Consider the following 5,030-nt stretch of genomic DNA (forward strand, 5'->3'; position numbering starts at 1 on the left):
TCGCTTGGCATCCGCGTAGTCGCTGCTCCCCTCATTCCCATCGGACGCATTCATCGCCATATCGCGCGGGTCCAGATAGCCTTCGAATGCGGATTCTGCAAAAGGACCTGCCAGACACGCAACTATCACTTGGATCGCTTCATCGCGTTGGAAATGTCGATCCATATCGTCCTCGAAAATCGGCTTTCGCTCCGAGGTGAATCCTTGCGCTGAATAGAAAACCGTGCCTTCGACAAAACCACCGCACTCTCCGTCACCGGCGTGGGGTAAATACTAACACTTGAGAAAGCAGGGAGTTCACGGTCGTCGTCGAACATCTGACGGTGCAAAACGATGGCGGCCACCGCGGGTCCGGCTTCGTGATGCGCCACAAGCGGCAGATATTGGGAGGCTACATTCATGCGGTGCGGCTCTCAGGTCTAGTTTCCATCCAAGCCCTGATATCGGATTCAAGCCATGCGACTCGGCCGGGGGAGATGCGACGCCGCTTAGGGAACAGGCCTGCCTTCAGAGTCGCGCGGTCGCGCTCGAACTGCGTTCCACTGAAGTGCTTCAGGGTCTTTGCCGACTGGCCGGCGGCCCAGGCAAGTGCCCGCTCGCCTTCCACATCTTCAAGCCAAAGATAGAGATCGTCGTCGGGAGCATCCAGCGTTGGACGGACATCAAATGCGTTCATGTCCGGACAGCCTTCAGAAAGAAGGGATAGAGGCTTCCGTTTGATCGGGAACGCTTAGTGTTGGTAGCGGCGCCCACATGTTCGAAAAGCGTGATCATTGATGAGTTCTTCCAGTCGGTGCGGCATCGCAGTGCTTTTGCGCATAGGACCGCAATTGTCGTGCCAACTGGGAAAATCGTTTCGGAAAATGCGATCGCTCTGGCAGCGTTGTGTCAGATGTCCGACATCGTCGAGAATCCGACAACGAGTGCTCCTCCTAATCACCGGATCAACCTCCGGCGCCTGGCGGTGACACCGCATTCCTCTGTCTTTCCAGGAGACGGCGTGGACATCAATGCCGTTCCTCACCGAACCCGCCTCCTAGCCCTTCGCCTGTGTAGCATACGTCACGGCCGCCCCCCGGTTTGGCTTCAACCTGGGATTACGGCGTCCTCTTTCGCAGAGAAGATCGGGTTGTTCGTGGCGCGCGCAGCGGAGCCGAAGGAGCTTTTTCTGGGTTGCGGATACTGGCATGTCGATATTACGACCGTGTGTCCTTCGACAAGCTTGGTGGCTTCTTCAACCAGAATCTCGCCGGGGAGATCGAATCGTTATCTGCGCCGCAAAGTGCGGCCGGTGAGCGGCGTGGCCCTGCGTTCCAGTTGGCCACGGTTCTCGCTGGGACGAGCAAGTAAATGGCTTGCGCAGCAACGGTGCGATCACACCTGGAGCACGGCGTCATCAGGAAAGCGCCATCCTTGTGCGCCCACGACACCCTGGTCGCCATCGGCCGCATCGCGGGGGGGCACTGTGGGCGATAACCATTCATTGATCTGGGCGATTGAGGGTTCTGCCGGGGCGCTATTGCTGCTCGGTAGGGCTGCGGGCTGGCGAGTCTACCAAGGCGAGCAACGACAGGCGAGACGGCAGACATTACGTGACGGAACTTGATATTGCAGTGCAGCAAGCGTAGAGCACCGCGCGCTTATCGGAGTGTCGTCCATGGCCCTTACCAATGCTGGTAACGAGGCAGAACCTGTCGAACAATCGAGCCATTCTGAGGTCGAGCAGCACAGCACCAAGGCGCTGATGTTGGGCGCACTAGGTGTCGTTTATGGCGATATAGGCACCAGCCCGATCTATGCATTTCGCGAGGCGTTGCATGCATCAGCGGGTGGCAACGTCGCCAGCCGTGGCGACATCCTCGGCGTACTCTCGCTGATCATCTGGTCCCTGACGATCACCGTGACGATCAAATACATCATGTTCGTGCTCCGCGCCGACAATCGAGGCGAGGGCGGAGTGCTGTCGCTTATGGCGCTGGCGCGCAACAGTTTCCCGACCCGCTCTGCGGTGATCCTCGGCATCGGCATCGGCATCGTCGGCGCGGCGCTTTTTTTTGGCGACGCCGTCATTACGCCGGCAATCTCGGTACTGTCGGCGGTCGAAGGTATGAATGTCGTCACGCCGACGTTCCAGCCCTATGTGGTGCCGCTGACACTGGCCATCCTGGCGATCGTGTTTGCGGTACAGCGGTTTGGCACCGGCGGCGTAGGATTGGTGTTCGGACCCGTTACCGCGCTGTGGTTCCTGGCCATCGGCCTTTCCGGGCTCAACCACATCATGGACGACCCGGAAATCCTGCTGGCAATCAGCCCGCATTACATCGTGTCGTTCCTGGTCAACTCGCCTGACGTCGCCTTCGTTACGGTTGGTGCAGTCTTCCTCGCCGTCACCGGAGCCGAGGCGCTCTACGCCGACCTCGGCCATTTCGGCCGCAAGCCGATCGTGCTCGCCTGGCTGGCGATCGTGTTCCCTTGTCTGTTGCTCAATTATGTCGGGCAAGGCGCCTTCGTGCTGGCAAATGGCGGCGTTGTCGGTCATCCGTTCTTCGAGATGAACCAGGGCTGGACGCTTATTCCGATGGTCGTGCTTGCCACGGCGGCGACCGTGATCGCCTGCCAGGCGGTGATCTCCGGCGCCTTTTCGCTGACCAGGCAAGCGGTACAGCTCAACATGCTGCCGCGTTTCGTCATCCAGCACACGTCGGAAAAACAGTCGGGCCAGATCTATCTGCCGCGCATCAACCTGATGCTGGCGCTGGTGGTGATGCTGCTGGTGGTCGGCTTCGGCGAATCCAGCCGGCTGGCCTCGGCCTACGGTATTTCGGTGACCGGCAATATGCTGGTGACGAACATACTGCTTTTTGTTGTGATGACGCGCATCTGGAAATGGCCGCTCGGCGTCGCGATAGCCTTAATGGCGGTGTTCGTCTTCATCGATACCGGCTTCTTTGCAGCTAACATCGTCAAGGTATTCGAAGGCGGCTGGGCCTCGCTTGCCATTGCCGCAGTGATCGTGATGACCATGTGGACTTGGATAAGAGGCAGCAGGTATCTATTTGACAAGACGCGCAGGAACCAGATTCCGCTCGATTTCCTTGCGGGCAATCTGTTGAAGAAGAAACCGCAGCTGGTGTCCGGTACGGCCGTGTTCCTGACCAGCGATCCCGCCAGTGCGCCGACCGCGTTGATGCACAGCCTGAAGCACTACAAGGCGCTGCACGAACAGAACGTCATCCTCTCTGTGGTGACGGCGCAGCAGCCCGTGGTGCCCGACAGCGAGCGGATCAAGATGGAAACGATCAATGAGCTGTTCATGCGGGTGACACTGACCTTCGGCTACATGGAACAGCCTAACATCCCGCGTGCGCTGGCGATCTGCCGCAAGCAGGGTTGGAAGTTCGACATCATGACGACGTCCTTCTTCCTGTCGCGTCGCTCGCTCAAGGCGTCACCCAACTCCGGCATGCCGGTGTGGCAGGACAAGCTGTTCATCGGCTTGGCGCGCACGGCCGCCGACGCGACGGAGTATTTCCAGATCCCGACCGGACGTGTGGTCGAGATCGGAACGCAAGTGGCCGTTTAGGCATGCCCGGTTAAGCAGAATCAATTGGCATTTCGCGAGCCGGTGAATGCCTGACCGGGCGGAGGCCACGATGCTTGCGCCAAACTGGGGTCCGGTTCCAGGCCTGAAGCTTCCGGCCCCGAAAGCCGTCCTTTACGCCTGCGATCATTTCCGTTCCGCATTGTCTTGCCGACCCACCAGTCGAGATGCGCTGAAACGACCTCGCCGGGCAGCAACTTATCATTTGAACCTAATCGATGTGCCGCAAGTCCGACCTTCATTCTTCAGTTCACAGGCTAGCGTTGCCAAAATCGGCGTGCCGCCTAACCGGCGCCGCACCGTGACCTGTCAGGATGCTATGCAGGCGCGAGGCAGAAGCTGGCTCGAGGCCGCCGGCCTGGTGCTGGTCCGGCAGCGGCCGGGCTCGGCCAAAGGCTTCATGTTCCTCTGGAGGATGAGACGGGTGCGGCAAACGTCGTCGTCTGGGTCAAGATCTCTCGAGAAATTCCGGCGCGTGCTTCTTGCTTCGGCCATGCTCGGCGTCCGCGGACGCATCCGACGGAAGAGGAGGTGGTGCACCTCGTCGCCCACGAGCTGACCGATCTGTCGGCCGGGCTGGCCAGCGTGGGAAACCGCAAGACGCCGTTTCCGTTGCCGCACGGCCGAGGGACGAGGCTCATCACGGCGGATCGGGCATCGATCCGCGCGGCATGCCGAAGGGGCGCGACATCGTCGATGCAGTATGACCATATCGACCCTATCAAGTTCAAGACGCGTAACTTCCGGTAGCGCTTCCGGAGGCCACTTCAGCAGCATGTTGTGCACACTTTTGTCGGACCCTGTTAACTGCCGATTGGCAGCAGGTCACCCCGTGCCGGATCCCAAATGTCGTCGCTCTCAAGCGCAACGACTGCCCGCACCCTTTTTAAGTCAGCGAGCACCTCCACCGCCGGACGCCGCCCCGTTTCCTGAGCCGCGGCGTAACGGGTGTATTTGTGACTGTCCGGCTCAAACCACTTCAACGATTCCAAAGTAGCCATGGCATCGCCCTTGCGGCTGCGCGTGATGCGAATGATCGTGATCCCATCCTCAGCGCTCGCGTCGAATGGAGACACGCTGCCAACGCTTCATCTGCTCTACCCCATCTTTGTTCCAAGGCGGTCGGATCATCTCAATGAGCCCTGCCTCGGGGTGGCCAAAGCATGCATATTTATCGTTCGGCCCCGCATCGAATTATCATCTGCGATGTGGGACTCGATCTTGGGTTGGCGACGGCTTAGCTCCGGGAGTAGACGTCGGACCACTGATAAGTGCCGGACCTTCTCCACAATTTCTCGGCGGACTCATCGTGAACGCTCGATTGGACGTAAATGCGGTTCGCGGAAACGCAGGTCTGGCCGGCATTGCGGAACTTCGCCTGGACCGCACCGTCAACAGCACCGTCAATGTCGGCATCATCGAAGATGAT

General features: G+C 59.6%; 3 protein-coding genes and 2 pseudogenes. 2 read left to right on the forward strand and 3 right to left on the reverse strand.

All coding sequences use genetic code 11. The annotated features are described in order from the left end of the window. Window positions 1–397 precede the first annotated feature (397 nt). On the reverse strand, window positions 398–676 hold the full coding sequence (locus tag EOD15_RS37285) for an AlpA family phage regulatory protein (RefSeq protein WP_127309512.1): 279 nt from the start codon (window positions 674–676) through the stop codon (window positions 398–400). Window positions 677–1,657: 981 nt separating this feature from the next. On the opposite strand from EOD15_RS37285, the gene EOD15_RS28185 reads away from it, so the two are divergent. Then, window positions 1,658–3,583 carry a potassium transporter Kup gene (locus EOD15_RS28185; RefSeq protein WP_127332304.1) on the forward strand — a complete coding sequence of 642 codons (1,926 nt, stop codon included), beginning with the start codon at window positions 1,658–1,660 and terminating at the stop codon, window positions 3,581–3,583. A gap of 307 nt (window positions 3,584–3,890) precedes the next feature. Then, window positions 3,891–4,351 (forward strand): annotated as a pseudogene (locus tag EOD15_RS28190) (OB-fold nucleic acid binding domain-containing protein); the annotation flags it as partial. 53 nt (window positions 4,352–4,404) lie between these two features. Here the strand turns inward: EOD15_RS28190 and EOD15_RS28195 are convergent. Then, on the reverse strand, window positions 4,405–4,677 hold the full coding sequence (locus EOD15_RS28195; protein ID WP_127266913.1) for a hypothetical protein: 273 nt from the start codon (window positions 4,675–4,677) through the stop codon (window positions 4,405–4,407). Window positions 4,678–4,892: 215 nt separating this feature from the next. Next, window positions 4,893–5,030: pseudogene (locus EOD15_RS28200) on the reverse strand (aldehyde dehydrogenase family protein); the annotation flags it as partial.

The organism is Mesorhizobium sp. M7A.T.Ca.US.000.02.2.1 (assembly GCF_003996995.1).
Lineage (GTDB): Bacteria > Pseudomonadota > Alphaproteobacteria > Rhizobiales > Rhizobiaceae > Mesorhizobium.